Genomic DNA, 15,529 nt, shown 5'->3' with positions numbered 1-15,529 from the left:
CTTTGTCGGAAAAAGCGTCAGTCGGGCTGGGTATAGCGGCGGCGGTAGCGCAAGCCAAGGGATGTTAGCAGTTCATAGCCGATCGTGCCGGCCGCCGTCGCCGCCTCATCGAGCGGAAGGTCGGGGCCGATCAACTCGATATAATCACCGACCCTGATGGTGCCTTCGGGCACATCGGTCACGTCATAAATCGTCATATCCATGGTGATCCGGCCCGCAATCGGCACCCTATGGCCGGCGATGAAGCCGTGGCCGCCGGACCTGACGGCTTCGCGCAGCGGCGCGCCGGAACCCGAAAGCGAGCGGTGATAGCCATCGGCATAGCCGGCAGCGGCGATTGCAAGCCGGCTGTCGCGCGCAAGCCGGCAGGTGGCGCCATAGGAAACCGTCGCGCCGGCGCGGGCGTGGCGAATCTGGACGATCCGTGCTTCAGCTTTTGCCGCCGGTTTCAGTTGTTTTGAGGTGCCGGGCTGCGAATCTCCGCCATAAAGCGCGATCCCCGGACGGGTGAGGTCGAAATGATAATCGGCGCCGAGGAAAATTCCGGCCGACGCAGACAGGCTCGCCTCCACGCCTTCAAAGGCTGCAGTGACGATGCGGAACCAGTCGAGCTGGGCCCTGTTCATCGCAGACGCCGGATCATCGCCACAGGCAAGATGGGAGAGAATGAGGACCGGTTCGAAGCTTGCCGGCCGAGAGACATCGCCGGCCAGCGCCAAAGCCTCCTCCACCGTCAGACCGAGCCGGTTGAAGCCGGTATCAACCTGAAGGGCACAGGGAAAATCGCCGTATTCCGCAACGGCGGAGAAAAAGAAGGAAAGCTGTTCCGTGCTCGCAAGAACCGGCACGAGATCATTTTCGAAGAAAATCTCTTCCGTGCCGGGCCACATGCCGGACAGTACGAAAATGCGAGCATTGGGTGCAAACCGCCGAAGCGTTTCGCCTTCCTCGGGCACGGCGACGAAAAAATCCGCTGCGCCCGCGCCATAAAGCGCTTCGCCGACATCCTCGATCCCGAGGCCATAGCCATCGGCCTTGACCACGGCCGCCGTCCGGGCGCTGCCGGAAAGCGCGCGCATGGTTTTCCAGTTGTCGACGATGGCGCCGAGATCGACTGTCAGCCGGGCAGGGGCAGCCGAGAAGGGGATTTCCCCTTCCTGAAGCGGTTCTTCGTTGAGATCATTCGAATATTCAGACATGAAATCGCCGTTTGTTGCAAATATGCGGCGATTATAGCGTGTTCACGCCGTTTCGCCCATATTTATTCGTCGAAACTTGAATAGGACGGGTCCGCAAGATCCGCAAAGCGCGTATAGGCGGCCTGGAAGGCGAGGTTGGCGGTTCCGGTCGGGCCGTGACGCTGTTTGGCGATAATGACGTCGGCGGTTCCGCGCACCTTCTCGTATTTCATCTTCCACTCGTCATAGGCCGGATCGTCGGGATCGCGCGGTTCAAGATTCTGGACGTAATACTCTTCTCTGTAGACGAACAGCACCACGTCGGCGTCCTGCTCGATCGAGCCCGATTCGCGAAGGTCGGAGAGTTGAGGCCGCTTGTCGTCGCGGTTTTCCACCTGACGAGAGAGCTGGGAGAGCGCGATGATCGGCACTTCCAGTTCTTTGGCCAGCGCTTTCAGGCCGGTGGTGATCTCGGTCACCTCCTGCACGCGGTTGTCGCCGGATTTCTTCGAACCGGTCATGAGCTGGACATAGTCGACCACGAGCAGGTCGAGGCCGCGCTGCCGTTTCAGGCGGCGGGCGCGGGCCGACAACTGGGCGATGGAAATGCCGCCGGTCTGGTCGATATAGAGCGGCACTTTCTGCATGGTCTGCGAGCAGGCGACGAGCTTGTCGAAGTCGGCCTCGGTGATGTCGCCGCGGCGGATCTTCGAAGACGAGACTTCCGTCTGCTCGGAAATGATACGGGTGGCGAGCTGTTCGCCGGACATTTCGAGCGAGTAGAACGCGACCACGCCGCCCTGTTTGGCCTCGATCGTGCCGTCAGGCAGGACCTCGGGTTCATAGGCCGAGGCGACGTTCCAAGCGATATTGGTCGCAAGCGAGGTCTTGCCCATGCCCGGACGCCCGGCGAGGATGATCAGGTCGGAGCGCTGCAGGCCGCCCATCTTGCCGTCGAGCGTGTTGATGCCGGTGGAAATGCCCGAAAGGTGACCGTCGCTTTCAAACGCCTTGCTCGCCATGTCGATGGCGATGGTCACGGCGTTTTCGAACGACTGGAAACCGCCCTCGTAGCGGCCGGTCTCGGCAAGCGCGAAAAGCTTGCGCTCGGTGTCCTCGATCTGCTCGGCCGGCGGCAGGTCGATAGGCGCGTCATAGGCGGTATTGACGATGCCTTCGCCGATCTCGATCAACTGCCGGCGGATCGCCAGATCGTAGATGGTTCGGCCATAATCCTCGGCATTGATAATGGTGACGGCCTCGGCCGCGAGACGGGCGAGATACTGCGCGACCGTCAGGTCGCCGACCTTCATGTCGGAGGGAAGATGCGTCTTCAGCGTGATCGTGTTGGCGATCTTGTCCATGCGGATCGTGTCGCCGGCAAGCTCGTAGATCTTGCGGTGCAGCGGCTCGTAGAAATGCTCCGGCTTCAGGAAATCGGAGACGCGGTAGAACGCGCTGTTGTTGACGAGGATTGCGCCGAGCAGGGCCTGTTCGACTTCCAGATTGTTCGGCGCCTCGCGCTGCTGGGGCGCTCCGGGCGTCTGGAAGGAAAGGGAAGGCGCGATGTCATTCATGATTTTTCCGGTGGCTCTCGTCTGGTTCGCCCAAGCATAGACGAATGAGAATGCTGGTGAAGGGCCGAAGCCGTCCTCAACACTAATTCACAGGCTGAAAAATTAAACGCGAGGGCGGGGCCAAGCGGCCTTGACACGATTCGCCCCCGTCACGCGAGAGTGCATGATACACCCGAGCGGCGGAAAACGAAAAACCCGGCCTTGGAAAGGCCGGGCGCATAGCGGACCGTCGCTCATTTTCCGTGCCGCCTGGATGCTCGGGTCGAGCCCGAGCATGACAGGTCAGAGGAAAGCAAAGGTTGCCGGAAGCCTGTGCAAGACCAGAGGCCTTACTTGTCTTCCTCGTCGCCTTCTTCTTCGGCGGAGGCTTCTTCGGCTTCGTCCTCGTCGTCGAGGTCGTAGTCGGCATCCGGGTTGAAGAAGTCTTCCGGACGCAGCGCATCCTCGTCAACGCCGTAGATGGCATCGGCGGAGGTGAGGTCTTCGCCATGGAGCTGACGTTCGGCTTCCTCGGCGGTGCGGGCGACGTTCAGCTCGACCGTGACATAGACTTCGGCGTGGAGCTGGATCTCGACCTTGTGCAGACCGACCGTCTTGATCGGGTGGTTGAGAACCACCTGATTGCGGGAGATCTTGTAGCCTTCCTCGCCGAGGATCTCGACGATGTCACGGGTCGCGACCGAGCCGTAGAGCTGGCCGGTCTCGCCGGCGGAGCGGACAACGATGAAGGACTTGCCGTCAAGCGTGTCGGCAATCTTCTGGGCTTCGTTGCGGCGCTCGAGGTTGCGGGCTTCCAGCACCGCGCGCTCGGCTTCGAAACGGGCCTTGTTGGCGGCGTTGGCGCGCAGCGCGCGACCGGTCGGCAGAAGGTAGTTACGGGCATAGCCATCGCGAACCTTGACGGTTTCGCCCATCTGGCCAAGCTTGGCGATGCGTTCAAGCAGGATTACGTCCATGGGTTTTTCCTTTCAGTGTCGTCGTCATTGTCATCGTCCGGCGGGGTTGCGCCCGGTGAGAGCGCAATGGCCCGCCGCGTGTCGAGAAGGCCCATCACCACGAAGATCAGGGCCGGGAAGGTGAAAATCAGCGAAAGATAGGAGAGGATGATGACCGGCACGCCCCAGCTCTGGCCGCGCGCGGCAAGATGCATGCGGGCAAGACCGGCCAGCAGAAAGCCGCCGCCGAAGGCGCCGATACAGGCCGCGCCGATGAGGCCGATCGTTCCGCCGAAAAAGGTCGCGACCAGCGCCGCGAGAAACACGAAGATCGCATTGCGATGCATGCGCAGCGACTTGGCCACGTCCTCGCGCGGCCGGCTCGTCAGCCCGGACGAAATCACGATCCGCGCGGCAAAATGATAGGCGACGAACAGGAGGATGACCGAGGTCGCGCCCTGGACGATCGGCAGCATCACCACGAACATCGACTTGAACTGCGCAATCAGCGCCGCATCGGCTGCAAGGTCCGGGTTCTGGACCGTCAACGCCTCTATGAAGGCATCGATCAGTTCGCCGGTCGCATTCGGGCCGTAACCGGCGACAGCCCCCAGCACGATCAGCGCCAGCGTGATGACGGCGCACAGATGCATCAGGATATCGGACAGCGGATACCAAGCGGTAAGGCCTTCCGGACCGCCGATCTCGCTTGCCGGGCGCGCCAGATTGCCGAGATGGCTGAGCCAGCCTGCCGGCACCAGCGTGATGGCGAGCGTATAAAGCGCGAAGAAGGGCGAGACCATGGTCGCGCCGAGACCGCCGGCGACGATGATCGCGACGATCGCGGCAAAATTGCCCCAGCCAAGGCCGGCAATCAGGATGGGAAGCGCGGAGGCGGCGGAAAGCAGCGTTGAAAACAGCGCGTTGAAACTCGCCGCGTAAGCAAGCATGAAGCCCGCAACGCCGGCAAGCGCGCCAATCAGCAATGTCTTTGCATTGAGTGTTTTCATCCGCTGTCCTGCCTTTTGAGCAGTTAGGGAAATCAAGTTTCCCAACCTGGGTTCAATTTTCTGGCTGCTGCGCGCCCACCGCGCCGGAGCCTTGTGCCGGAGAAGCCGCCAGATGCGCCTTCTCCGAAATCATGCCTTGCGGCCGAAGCGCCTTACGAAACGACGTAGGGCAGGAGGCCGAGGAAGCGGGCGCGCTTGATGGCGCGGGCGAGTTCACGCTGCTTCTTCTGGCTGACGGCCGTGATGCGGGACGGAACGATCTTGCCGCGCTCGGAAATGTAGCGCTGCAGGAGACGAACGTCCTTGTAGTCGATCTTCGGAGCGTTGGCGCCGGAGAAGGGGCAGGTCTTGCGACGACGGTTGAACGGACGACGCGTCGGGATGGAGGCGATAGCTACCATGATAAAAACTCCTTAAATCTCGCAATCAGCTGCGCGGACGGCGATCGCCGCGATCGCCGCGGTCGCCACGATCACCGCGGTCGCGGTTGCCGCCGTCGCGGCGCGGACGGTCGTCGCGGTCGCGCTTCTGCATCATCGCCGACGGGCCTTCCTCATGCGCTTCGACCTTGATGGTCATGTAGCGCAGGATGTCCTCGTTGATGCGCATCTGGCGTTCCATCTCGTGGATCGCGGCAGCCGGCGCGTCGATGTCCATCAGCGCGTAATGCGCCTTGCGGTTCTTGCGGATACGGTAGGTGAGGGACTTCAGGCCCCAGTTCTCGATACGGCCAACCTTGCCGCCATGCTCTTCGATCAGTCCCTTGTACTGCTCGACGATGCCGTCAACCTGCTGCGCCGTGATGTCCTGGCGGGCCAGGAACACGTGTTCGTAAAGTGCCATGTTGAATTGCCTTTCTTGCATTTACCCGTGATCCGGACCTCGGCGGCTAAGCCTCAACGACTGCTCCTGGAGGGCCAAGCCCGGCAAGAAAAGCGTTTGATCGAGACGGTCGAGAGCGGCGACACGGGAGGCAGGCGCTTTTCACGCACCAAGCGCTTTCGCCACGGCGAAAACAGCCCTCCGTTCAGCCACCAGCCTGAAGACCGGACCTGTGGATGAGCGGCTTATACGGATTTTCGGACGGAATGCAAGGGGTGGGCGAAGTGAGAGATTGGCTATTGATACAAGCGCGCTATGTCCTCACCGATAGCTTCGTTTGCCGAGCATGAGGCATTACAGGCTCACTCGCGTTTCAAGTGCTCCCATTCGCTGATCAACGACCGGTACCTTTTATGGAGCACGGACTCTTCGTCACCCTGCCATGGCGCGGTTTGTGGGGAGAAGAAAGTTTTTCGAAGCGGGTCAATGATGCGCATGTCGTCCTCGTTGAGATTTATAAGCGCCCGTTTCATCACCCAAAGGCCTATGCGCGCCCCTTCCTCAGAGAGAGCGGGGTCCTCGCTGAAGTATGGGTATACCACGCGTGTATACTTTTCTCTGACTCTCGCGTTAAGGGCGTCCCTAATGCGAATTGTTGCTCCAAGATCTTCGATCTGAAGGTTGCCGTGAACACTTTGAGGAATAATCTCAACTCTCTCATTCGACCAGCGCAACTTTTCGTTCAGTAGTTCGAGGACGCCTTCTTTTAGGAGTGGGTAAAGTCTTCTGAAATTCTTGTTGGAATTTACGCGCGCATCGGTCAGCTGCAATAGCTCACCTTCACCTGCAATATGCTTCTTCACATCTGACCAGAATGGGCCGTGGAAGTCTCCTCCTTGGGTCCGATTACCGCCGTCTGCCTTCTTACGATCTAAATGAATATCCCTTTTCAGAATTGACCGCCGCAGTGGAGGTGCCGCGTAGAACAGCTGTAGCAATTTTCGCAGAGGGATATCCAATACAGACATATCTCAAGCTCCAGAGTAGCAGGGTCGAACACGGCAAGAAATACATTTTCGATAAAATTCTATCACGACTTAATTTATGTAATAAAGAACTTTATGTGTTGCCTTAGAAGGTGACTAATTAATTGTGGATTGTTTGCGCTATGGTTGGCTTGAAGGAGGGAGTTGGAGATGGGCAAAAATAACAGAGATGATTTCAACGCGGCGACCGTTCGTACTCTTATGACGAGGGTAGCGGGCTATTGCTCTCGTCCAGAGTGTCGGAGAATGACAATCGTTCCAAGCCCAGACTATCCCGCTTATGTTTCGTCTTTTGGTAGAGCCGCGCACATCACCGCAGCATCAAAGAATGGCCCCCGATTCGAAGCTAATTTGACAGCCTCCGAACGTAAATCTGCTGATAACGGTATATGGCTATGCGCAGATTGTGCCGATTTGATCGACAAAAACAGTGGGGATGGATTTTCACCGGAACTTCTACGAAGTTGGAAGGCGAGTGCAGAGCAAGAGGTTTCTAACGCGTCGCTCTTGCGCACCGCGGCTAGCAGGCCAGTATGGCTCGATAAACTTCGGTCCCCACATTATGTAAATGTGCCGAGGGTGCTTCATCTTTCCGAAGCGGGTGTGCTGTCCCCTGAGACGCGGGCCATGTTCAATCGAGGATTTCCCGAAGATGGTTTCATCGCGCCTCAGCTGTATGAGGTGAGCACGGTTCTTCGTCTGATTTCTATCAAGGCCATCGATGTTGAGCAAATTCTACAACCTGAGAAGCAAGTTGCGGAGGGGTTGACGATTTCATTCTACAGAAGATGTAGGACAAAGAATGGTGCCAATACCGATAAATGCTATGTAGAAAACTATTCGTTTGAAAAATCTCCACTTATTTACGCAGAAGCCCATGCTTACCGTTACGTATTCCCTTATGATCCGATTTGGCTAACTACCATGACGGCGAGGGGTAGTGTCCGTCAGGGCACCGCCCAACTGGCAGGACTGGGTATTGTGAAGCATGTCGATCAGAATAAAAGATCGGTCATTTCGACGCCTCTGGCGTTCGGGATTCCGGACTTGCTCGGATTGTTTGGATAGGAAGGACGTACTCAGAGTCTGTTCAAGAATGCATAATTGTCGGCAGATTGTGGCGTCGGGTCAGGCCAAACCAGCTTGGGATATCGTATTTCATGGACCTAACGCCTGCAAATTTGTGGGCTAAGGACCTATCGGCTAATTCTTGGACAGGCACTAAGCTATACCGCTACCGACGTTGAGTTCCTTGTGCAACCGAATGGTAATTCATTGGGCTTTCCGCAAAATCGAGGATCATCCATCGTCTCAGCATAAGCCCGTTTCACCACCCGATGCCGATCCTCCCCGAGCCCCTGTTTCCAGTAGCTGGAAATATAGAGCTGATCCGGCCTAAGCCCGCGTTCCTGTCTGAGATAGGTGCGCATGCGGTGCATGGTTTCGAATTAGGCGACGCACCAGCCGTGGACGCGGCCCTTACGCCAGAAAAGGGCGCGGACGAAGGTTTCGAATTTTTTGCGGGTGATGGCCGGGGTTCGGGGTTGATGAGCCAGTGCGGCGCCAGGCCTCCGGCGTGGGACAAGTTTCGCCCTACACCAGCGCCCAGATATACCCCGCATAAATCACCACCATCACCACGCCCGTCGCCCGTTGAAACTTCGGCGCGAAAAACAGCATCCCCGCGAAAAACATGCTGGCTGCCAGCATCACCGGCACATCAAGCGTGGCGAAGCCGTCTGAGACGGGCAGCGGCGCGATGGCCGCGGTGGCGCTGAGGATCCAGAGCGTGTTGAAGATGCAGGAGCCGGTGACATTGCCGATGGTGACGTCGGAGTGGCGCTGCGTGGCGGCGACGACGGCGGTCGCCAGTTCCGGCAGGCTGGTGCCAATGGCAACCACGGTGAGGCCGACAACCGCGTCGGACACGCCGAAATGGGCGGCAAGCTCGGTCGCGCCGCAGATCAATCAGCAAGACCTGCCGAAACGGAGCTCGACGAGTGCCTCTCTTGGCGAGCCGAACGCGAAAGGGGCTGCCTTCTCGCGCGCCCGATTGTTTCTAATCCCGCTCCCCCGGTCGTTCCGGCCGGATAAACAGCCAGATCACCCAGACGAGATAGGAAAGAATCACGATCATCAGGATGGCGCGGCCGGGATAGGGGTTGATCCGGTCGTCGCGGATGTTGACCTGTGGGGTGAGCGCTGCGGCCTTTCTCAGATAAGGGTCGACGGCGGCGTGGAGGCCGAGATTGCGGTTGATCGCCTCGACATTACGGTCCTGCAGCGGACGCTGTTCGTCGAAGAAGGCGCCCGGGCCCTGCTGGCCGACGACGAAGCGGTCCGGTGCTGCCGGTCCGAACAGGATCAGTTGTGTAGAAAGCGTTGCGACCGGCCGGTTTATGCCGTCATAGGTCTCGGCGCTGATCTGGGCCTCGCGCATGACCGGCAGATAAAGCTGCGCCGAGCCTTGCCACCAGGCATCCGCATCGACAAGCGTTATGGCCTGGCTTTCGCCGAGGAGATCGGCGAGATCCTGGCGGCCCGGCGTCGCGAAGACGAGCGCCACCTCGGCATCGCCGTTTTCGAGCGCGGCGGCTGCCGTCTCCACGCTTTCATCGTCCAGCGCCAGAACCGTGGTTTCGCCTTCGCCGCTCATGGCCATGACGGTGGCGAGCATGTGGGAGGCTGACCCTTCCGGTCCGGCGGCGATGACGGCGGCATCAGCGGGGGAGACCGGCGCATCCGACAGCGACAGCGCGTGCAGGAACGTCGAGCCGATGGCTGCAACCGCTTCGAGCGCGTCATTGCGCACGATCTTGCCATCAAGCACGGTGAAACCGGAAACGGCAGGGGCAAGCGCCAGGCGGGCTTCGTCTGCCGCCATGGCATCGATCGGCGTGTCTGTGGCAACGAGGTTCACATCGCGGCCGCGCATGGCCTGGCGCACGGCCCGCAGGGTGTCGATGGCGGGATCCGTGCCCATGGTTTCGGGCGCAATGGCGATGCCGAGCACAGGCGTCAGCTCACGCGGCGGCTTTTCGACAAGGCCCATGTCATAGAGTGCGCGGCGGGCCACGCGGGCAACAGGGCGGCCATCGAGGCGGACAGCGGCATTGAGCGCCTGCATCGTCTCGTCATCGATCCTGCCGGCGAGCTTGGCCATCACCTCGGCAATCTCGGGTGAGCGGGCAAGTGCCGCCTCGGAGGTCAGGGGGGCGGCCTCGTAGACCGGGAAGAAGCCGGTCGAATCATCAAGCGCCACGAGATCGTAATCGACGATCTCGGGATCGGTCGTCAGCCCGACGACGATATCGACCTGCCGTTCGACCAGAGCATCGTAGAGATCGTTGCGCTGGTTTTCGGGGAAGACCTCGACGTCCTCGAAGGTGAGGCCGAAGCGATCCAGGAAGGGCTCCAGGCCATCACGCGGGCGCTCGGCGAAGGACTGCATGACGCCGAGGGTCAGACGGTGGTCGGCGCCGGCAAGGTCCGAGATGGTTTCGAGACCATTGGCGGCGGCAACGGCAGGGCGCGTCAGCACGGCATAGTCCGTCTCAAAGCCAAGCCTTTCGAGCATGACGAGATTGTTGCGTGCGAGACCTTCGGTGACGAAGGCGTAGGCATCGTCGGCATTGTCGATGCGCTGCGACCCCATGAAGGCCAGCGCCGTCCCGGTATATTCCGGATAGAGGTCGATGTCGTCGTCGATCAGCGCCTGGAAGACGACGCCGGTTGAGCCGAGCGCCGAAACGCGCTTGACCTTCACTCCGTCCTCTTCGAGCAGAAGAGCGAACATTTCGGAAAGGATCCGGCTTTCCGCGAGATCCTTCGAACCGATGCGGACGGGCTCAGAAGAGCAGCTTGTCAGAACAAGCACGGTCAGAATGGCAAAAAGCTTTTTCATCATGCCACCTCACCGGTCGTGTCTTCAACAGGTTTGGTTCGCGAGGGATCGCTTCTGAGCCGCCTCAGGAAACTCACGATCTGCAGCATCAGGATCGCGGAAAAGGGGATCGCGCCAAGCGTCGACATGGCCCGCGCCACATCCACTGAGCCCGCCAGAAGCGTGGCGGCGGTGATGATGGCGACGATCGAGCCCCAGACGATCTTCGAGACGGACGGCGGGTTCAGATTGCCATTCGTCGTCATCATCGACAGCACAAATGTGCCGCTGTCGGCCGAGGTGACGAGGAAGATGACGATCAGAACCAGTGCGCCGATACTCAAGACCGTCGCGAAGGGGAAGTAATCGAGGAAGGTGAAAAGCGCTGCCGCGACATCCTGGGTGATGACGGAGGCAAGGCCGCCCGGACCGTACATCTCGACATAGATGCCGGCGCCGCCGAAGACGGCGAACCAGAACAGCGAAAACGCCGTCGGGATCAGGATGACGCCCATGCAGAATTCGCGGATCGTGCGGCCGCGCGAGATGCGGGCGATGAAGACGCCGACAAACGGCCCCCATGCCAGCCACCAGATCAGATAGGTCAGCGTCCAGTTTGCCGACCATTCCGTGACGCCCTCGAAGGGGAACAGGCGGAAGGACATGCTCACGAATTGCGAGACATAGGCGCCGATCGTGGTGACGAAGGTTTCCATGATGAAGGCGGTCGGGCCGAAGATCAGGATGAACGCCATCAGCGCAAGGCCAAGCGCCATGTTGATGTCGGAAAGCAGCTTCATGCCCTTTTCGACGCCGGTCAGCGTCGAGATCATGTACATGGCGAAAAGGACGGCGAGGATCAGTAGCGAGGTCGTGTTGACTTCCGGCACATTGAACATCGCCGTCAGGCCCGAGCGGACCTGAAGCGCGCCCATGGCAAGCGAGCCGGCAAGGCCGAAGACCACGGCGACGACGCCGAGGACATCGGCCGTCGTGGCTGCGACGTCGGCGGAACGGCCGGTGAAGAGGCCACGCAGCGGCGTCGAGATCAGCGGAGGCTTGTCGAGGCGGAAGGTGAAATAGGCGATCACGAGCGCACAGACGCCATAGATCGACCAGGCATGAAGCCCCCAGTGCAGGTTGGTGATCACCAGAGCCTGCCGGGCGGCCTCCGCCGAACCGCCGACACCGACCGGAGGGTTCTCGAAATGCGTTACCGGTTCGGCAACGCCCCAGAACAGCAGGCCGGCGCCCATGCCACCGGCAAACAGCATCGCAATCCAGGACGAATAGGAGAATTCCGGCTTTTCGTCATCCTTGCCCAGCCGGATGTTGCCATAGGGGCCAAGCGCCAGAAACGCAGCGAGGATCACGAAACTCGAACAAAGACCAAGCCACCACCAGCTGGCGCCGATCATGAAATAGCTGGTGAAACCAAGAACGCTTGCCGCCATCTGCTCAGGCGCAAGCACCCCCCATGCGCCGATCGGCAGACAGAGAAGCAGTGAAATGATGACGGTCTTGTTGATTTGCACGATCGAGCAGCCCCCGGTTTTGCCCGTCGCAGGCGGAAGCGACCCGCGACATCCATCCTGTTTCTGTCCCAACATGTGAGTAAGCGGGAGTCAACCGAAGGGCGTAAATTGGGTGCCGAACCTGGCGCCTCTTAAGCAAAGCCGGGTTAACACACGCAGGCCAACGCGCGAACATACTGCCGCCTGCACGACATGCGAGCACGTGAGCGAATCAGGGGCTGAAATCCAAGGCCGCTGAAGCCTTTGTCAAACGAGGTAGGCGATATAGCCGGCATAGACCACCAGCATCGCGATACCCGTCGCCCGATGGAACTTCGGGGCGAAGAACAGCATCCCCGCGAAAAACACGCTTGCCGCCAGCATCACCGGCACGTCAAGCGTGGCGAAGCCGGCGGAAACCGGAAGCGGCGCGATGGCCGCGGTGGCGCCGAGGATGCAGAGCGTGTTGAAGATGCAGGAACCGGTGACATTGCCGATGGTGACGTCGGAGTGGCGCTGCGTGGCGGCGACGACGGCGGTCGCCAGTTCCGGCAGGCTGGTGCCGATGGCAACCACGGTGAGGCCGACAACCGCGTCGGACACGCCGAAATGGGCGGCAAGCTCGGTCGCGCCGCGTATGAGGAACTCCGCGCCGAACAGAAGGATGACGAGCCCGGCGATGATCAGCAGCGCCATTTTCCACACCGGCATGGCGTCGACATCGGCTTCGACATCGTCATTCAGCCTGGCGCCGGTCCTGCGCGCCCACATATATGTGCGCAGAAGATAAAAGGCGAGGATCGCCAGCAGCACGACGCCGGCAATGCGGTCGATTACTTCATACTGCACAAGGAAGAGCAGGATGACGGCCGAGGCCACCATCGTCGCCGCGTCGCGCCGGACCGAGCGGTCCCAGCCGGCAATCGGGAAGATGATCGCGGAGATGCCGACGATCAGCAGGATATTGGCGATGTTGGAGCCGACGACATTGCCGAGCGCGATGCCGGGCACGCCGGTAAGCGCGGCGCGCACCGAGACCAGCAGTTCCGGCAGCGATGTGCCGAAGCCGACGATGACGAGCGAGGCGATGAGCGGCGAGATGCCGATCCGCCGGGCCGTGGCCACCGCGCCGGAGACCAGCCATTCCGCGCCGAAATAAAGTCCGAGGAGACCGAGTGCGATATAAAGATAGTCCAAGTTCCGGTCCCTGTCCCTGCCAAGCCGGCTGATAAACCGGCGAAAATTGCGTCCCAGCGACCGCATATGGGGCGCGGCCGCGCGGAAACAATATGCCGCCGGCTTTTGCCGTCAGATCGGCATCGGGAATTGCCGGTGAACTCTTGCGATGTCGTCCAGAACCGCTTCCGACAGCGTCAGTTCGCGGGCGGCGATATTGATCTTCAGCTGTTCCATCGAGGTCGCGCCGATGATTGCTGCGGTGACGAAGGGCCGCGACAGCACGAAGGCAAGCGCCATCTGCGCCGGATCGAGGCCGTGCTTTTCGGCAACGGCCATATAGGCTTCCACGGCCGGCTCCTGCTGCGGCTTGCGGCGGCCGCCAAGCTCCGGCTGGATCGAGGCGCGCGAGCCGGCCGGCACCTTTCCGCCGAGATATTTGCCGGTCAGGAGACCGGTGGCGAGCGGCGAGAAGGCGAGCAGGCCGACATCCTCGTAATAGGCGAGCTCGGCCATATCGAGATCGTGGTGACGGTAGAGCAGGCTATATTCGTTCTGGACGGTGGAAATCCGCGTCCGGTCGTTCTGTTCGGCGCGGTTGAGATAGCGCATCGTGCCCCAGGCCGTTTCGTTGGAAAGGCCGATGGCGCGGATCTTGCCGGCCTTCACCAGCCTGTCCAGCGTGTCGAGCGTCTCGGCGATGTCGACATGGCTCTGGTAGCGGTCCTGGCCGTAGGGCGTGTAGGTCCAGGAATTGCGGAAGTGGAAATGGCCGCGATTGGGCCAGTGGATCTGGTAGAGGTCGATATAGTCGGTCTTCAGCCGCTTCAGGCTGGCGTCAAGCGCAGTGCGGATCGCCTGCGGTGTGATCGGCTTGCCGTCGCGCACCCAGGGGCGCCCCGGGCCGGCGATCTTGGTCGCCAGAACGATGTCGTCGCGCTTCTTGCGGGCGCCAAACCAGGTGCCGACATATTCCTCGGTGCGGCCATAGGTTTCCGCGCTCAAGGGCGTGACCGGATACATTTCGGCGGTATCGAAGAAGTTCACGCCGTTTTCCACGGCATAGTCCATCTGGGCGTGGGCTTCCGCCTCGCTGTTCTGCGTGCCCCAGGTCATGGTGCCGAGGCAGATTTGCGAAACTTCTATGCCGGTGCGGCCTAAACTATTGGTTTTCATGAAATTACCTGAAATTCTGGAATGGCGGGATTTGACGGAACTTAGCCGGATGGCGCCGCAGCGCAAGCATTTAGCACCATTTTCGCGCGCAAATTCAACTGCGGATGCGGGATGGCAGCTATTGACACCGGCAGCCGAAACGTCAAATGGAGGGCCTTTCCCGCGCGGTTTTTCCATGAACCGCGCTTCAAAGCATTCAAAGATTGGCTTGAGGGGACCGCAGATGACAGTCGCATTCACCTTTCCCGGACAGGGAAGCCAGAGCGTCGGCATGGGCAAGACGCTGGCCGATGAGTTTACAGCCGCACGGCATGTCTTCGAGGAAGTCGATGACGCGCTCGGCGAAAAGCTGTCGCGCACCATCTGGGAAGGCCCGGAAGACCAGCTGCAGCTGACGGCCAACACCCAGCCGGCGCTGATGGCCGTGTCGCTCGCGGTGATCCGCGTGCTGGAGGCCGAAGGCCTCGACCTGAAGAGCGACATTTCCTATGTGGCCGGTCACTCGCTCGGCGAATATTCCGCGCTTTGCGCCGCCGGCACATTCTCGCTCGCCGATACGGCGCGGCTGCTCCGCATTCGCGGCAACGCCATGCAGAAGGCCGTTCCGGTGGGCAAGGGCGCCATGGCGGCGATCATCGGGCTCTCCTTTGAAGATGTCGAGGCGGTATGCAAGGACGCCTCCTCGGCTGGCGTCTGCGAGATCGCCAATGACAATGGCGGCGGCCAGGTGGTGATTTCCGGCGAGAAGGCCGGCGTGGAAAAGGGCGTTGCGCTGGCAACCGACAAGGGCGCCAAGCGCGCGCTGCTGCTGCCGGTCTCGGCCCCCTTCCATTCCTCGCTGATGGCGCCTGCCGCCGATGCCATGGAAGAAGCGCTCTCCGAGGTGCGCAAGGGTGTGCCGGTCGTGCCGGTGGTTGCCAATGTGCGTGCCGAGCCGGTGACCGACCCGGAAGAGATCGCGAGCCTGCTGGTTGCCCAGGTGACCGGCCGGGTGCGCTGGCGCGAAACGGTGAGCTGGTTTGCGGCCAACGAGGTCGAGACGCTCTACGAGATCGGCGCGGGCAAGGTCCTCACCGGGCTAGCACGCCGCATCGACCGCTCGGTCAACGGCATCGCCGTCGGCGGACCGGAGGATATTGACGGCGTGCTGAAGGCCATCAAGGGCTGAATGGATTGACACCGGGTCGCCGCGCGCGGACCCTGACACTCACG

14 protein-coding genes are annotated in these 15,529 nt (G+C 60.8%); 2 read left to right on the top strand and 12 right to left on the bottom strand.

What is annotated here, in order from left to right; all coding sequences use genetic code 11:
- Window positions 1-17: 17 nt before the first annotated feature.
- From alr to GGR30_RS02350, 7 genes are all read right to left on the bottom strand, one after another.
- Window positions 18-1,199, bottom strand: a complete 1,182-nt coding sequence (gene alr / locus GGR30_RS02380; RefSeq protein ID WP_183482045.1) for an alanine racemase — start codon at window positions 1,197-1,199, stop codon at window positions 18-20.
- A 62-nt stretch (window positions 1,200-1,261) separates the two neighbouring features.
- On the bottom strand, window positions 1,262-2,755 hold the full coding sequence (locus tag GGR30_RS02375; protein WP_183482042.1) for a replicative DNA helicase: 1,494 nt from the start codon (window positions 2,753-2,755) through the stop codon (window positions 1,262-1,264).
- Between the two features lie 329 nt (window positions 2,756-3,084).
- A complete protein-coding gene (gene rplI, locus GGR30_RS02370) occupies window positions 3,085-3,711 on the bottom strand; it encodes a 50S ribosomal protein L9 (RefSeq protein WP_183482039.1) in 627 nt (208 codons plus the stop codon).
- Complete coding sequence (locus GGR30_RS02365; RefSeq protein WP_183482036.1) at window positions 3,702-4,700, bottom strand: DUF2232 domain-containing protein; 999 nt, start codon at window positions 4,698-4,700, stop codon at window positions 3,702-3,704. Before GGR30_RS02365 ends, rplI begins: the two co-directional genes overlap by 10 nt.
- 152 nt (window positions 4,701-4,852) lie before the next feature.
- Entirely contained in the window at window positions 4,853-5,101 is a 249-nt protein-coding gene (gene rpsR / locus GGR30_RS02360) for a 30S ribosomal protein S18 (RefSeq protein ID WP_018062978.1), read from the bottom strand.
- Between the two features lie 25 nt (window positions 5,102-5,126).
- On the bottom strand, window positions 5,127-5,543 hold the full coding sequence (gene rpsF / locus GGR30_RS02355) for a 30S ribosomal protein S6 (protein ID WP_183482033.1): 417 nt from the start codon (window positions 5,541-5,543) through the stop codon (window positions 5,127-5,129).
- A 341-nt stretch (window positions 5,544-5,884) separates the two neighbouring features.
- Window positions 5,885-6,550 carry a hypothetical protein gene (locus GGR30_RS02350; protein WP_183482030.1) on the bottom strand — a complete coding sequence of 222 codons (666 nt, stop codon included), beginning with the start codon at window positions 6,548-6,550 and terminating at the stop codon, window positions 5,885-5,887.
- A gap of 264 nt (window positions 6,551-6,814) precedes the next feature.
- Here GGR30_RS02350 and GGR30_RS02345 point away from each other — a divergent pair, with 264 nt between their 5' ends.
- Entirely contained in the window at window positions 6,815-7,636 is an 822-nt protein-coding gene (locus tag GGR30_RS02345; protein WP_183482027.1) for a hypothetical protein, read from the top strand.
- 525 nt (window positions 7,637-8,161) lie between these two features.
- Here the strand turns inward: GGR30_RS02345 and GGR30_RS02340 are convergent.
- The 5 genes from GGR30_RS02340 to GGR30_RS02320 all read right to left on the bottom strand — a co-directional run bounded on the left by GGR30_RS02340 (window position 8,162) and on the right by GGR30_RS02320 (window position 14,317).
- The gene (locus GGR30_RS02340; RefSeq protein ID WP_246413502.1) at window positions 8,162-8,536 is read right to left on the bottom strand and encodes a sodium:calcium antiporter; all 375 of its coding nucleotides are present in this window, start codon (window positions 8,534-8,536) and stop codon (window positions 8,162-8,164) included.
- A gap of 91 nt (window positions 8,537-8,627) precedes the next feature.
- Window positions 8,628-10,475: a glycine betaine ABC transporter substrate-binding protein gene (locus GGR30_RS02335; RefSeq protein WP_246413500.1), complete on the bottom strand. Its 1,848-nt coding sequence runs from the start codon at window positions 10,473-10,475 to the stop codon at window positions 8,628-8,630.
- Window positions 10,472-11,986, bottom strand: a complete 1,515-nt coding sequence (locus GGR30_RS02330) for a BCCT family transporter (RefSeq protein WP_183482024.1) — start codon at window positions 11,984-11,986, stop codon at window positions 10,472-10,474. Before GGR30_RS02330 ends, GGR30_RS02335 begins: the two co-directional genes overlap by 4 nt.
- 246 nt (window positions 11,987-12,232) lie before the next feature.
- The gene (locus tag GGR30_RS02325; RefSeq protein ID WP_183482021.1) at window positions 12,233-13,162 is read right to left on the bottom strand and encodes a calcium/sodium antiporter; all 930 of its coding nucleotides are present in this window, start codon (window positions 13,160-13,162) and stop codon (window positions 12,233-12,235) included.
- A gap of 111 nt (window positions 13,163-13,273) precedes the next feature.
- Window positions 13,274-14,317, bottom strand: a complete 1,044-nt coding sequence (locus GGR30_RS02320) for an aldo/keto reductase (RefSeq protein WP_183482018.1) — start codon at window positions 14,315-14,317, stop codon at window positions 13,274-13,276.
- Between the two features lie 223 nt (window positions 14,318-14,540).
- Here GGR30_RS02320 and fabD point away from each other — a divergent pair, with 223 nt between their 5' ends.
- The gene (gene fabD / locus GGR30_RS02315; RefSeq protein WP_183482015.1) at window positions 14,541-15,485 is read left to right on the top strand and encodes an ACP S-malonyltransferase; all 945 of its coding nucleotides are present in this window, start codon (window positions 14,541-14,543) and stop codon (window positions 15,483-15,485) included.
- Window positions 15,486-15,529: the final 44 nt, after the last annotated feature.

It is taken from the genome of Martelella radicis, from assembly GCF_014196625.1.
Lineage (GTDB): Bacteria > Pseudomonadota > Alphaproteobacteria > Rhizobiales > Rhizobiaceae > Martelella > Martelella radicis.
This window is presented reverse-complemented; position numbering and strand designations above follow the sequence as displayed.